Here is a 1,080-nt window from a genome sequence, read left to right as displayed (position 1 = left end):
CGGAGAAACTAAGTTTGCCTGTGTAGACGGACCTGAGTTTAACGGACATTTAGTAGATTTTGATGAGGCTATGAGAAGACAGACAATGTATAAGAGTGAAGAAGCTCAGGCAGAGTTTAGAAAAGAACACAAACATGAGGGCGGCTGCGGCTGCTGTGAAGAATAGTAAGCCAAAGGGGGATTACAGATGGATAGAATGAAGAGAACACCAATAGCAGAACAGGATCCAAAGGTAAGAAATACAAACTTTGATGAGGTTTGTTTAGGATATACTGCAGAAGAGGCAATGCAGGAAGCGTCAAGATGCTTAAACTGCAAAAAGCCTTTATGCGTTACAGAGTGTCCTGTTACAATAGCAATACCTGAATTTATACAGCATGTTAAAAACGGAGAGTTTGCAGAAGCTGCAAAGGTAATAGCAAGGCAAAGCTCACTTCCGGCAGTTTGCGGAAGAGTATGTCCACAGGAAACTCAATGCGAAGGAAAGTGTGTGCTTGGAATTAAAGGAGAGCCTGTTGCTATAGGAAAGCTAGAGAGATTTGTGGCAGACTGGTCAAGAGAAAACAATATAGACTTAACTGAAACACAGCCAAAGAAGGACAAAAAGGTTGCTGTTATAGGAAGCGGTCCTGCAGGGCTTACCTGTGCAGGAGACTTAGCTAAAATGGGCTACGATGTAACCATATTTGAAGCTCTTCATGAGCCAGGAGGAGTTTTAGTATATGGAATACCTGAATTCAGACTTCCTAAGGAAACAGTTGTAAAGCATGAAGTTGAGAATGTTAAAAAGCTTGGTGTTAAGATTGAAACAAACGTTATTATAGGCAGAACTGTAACTATAGATGAGCTTCTAAACGAAGAAGGTTTTGATGCAGTATTTATAGGTTCTGGAGCAGGACTTCCAAAGTTTATGGGAATACCAGGAGAAAACTCTAACGGAGTATTTTCTGCCAATGAGTTTTTAACAAGAACTAATCTTATGAAAGCCTTTAAAGATGACTACGACACACCAATTAAGGTAGGGAAGAAGGTTGCGGTAGTTGGCGGAGGTAACGTAGCAATGGATGCTGCAAGAACTGC

The 1,080-nt window shown here is 41.1% G+C and carries 1 protein-coding gene and 1 pseudogene; both read left to right on the top strand.

The features are described 5' to 3' along the window. Positions 1–166: pseudogene (locus M2651_RS14205) on the top strand (sulfide/dihydroorotate dehydrogenase-like FAD/NAD-binding protein); the annotation flags it as partial. A 21-nt stretch (positions 167–187) separates the two neighbouring features. After that, the coding region (locus tag M2651_RS14200) for an FAD-dependent oxidoreductase (RefSeq protein WP_252132994.1) at positions 188–1,080 on the top strand (893 nt) is incomplete at its 3' end.

The sequence above is a fragment of the Clostridium caldaquaticum genome (assembly GCF_023806125.1).
GTDB lineage: Bacteria > Bacillota > Clostridia > Clostridiales > Clostridiaceae > Clostridium_AT > Clostridium_AT caldaquaticum.
Note: the sequence above shows the minus strand (reverse complement) of the source record. Positions and strands in the feature narration are given on the sequence as shown.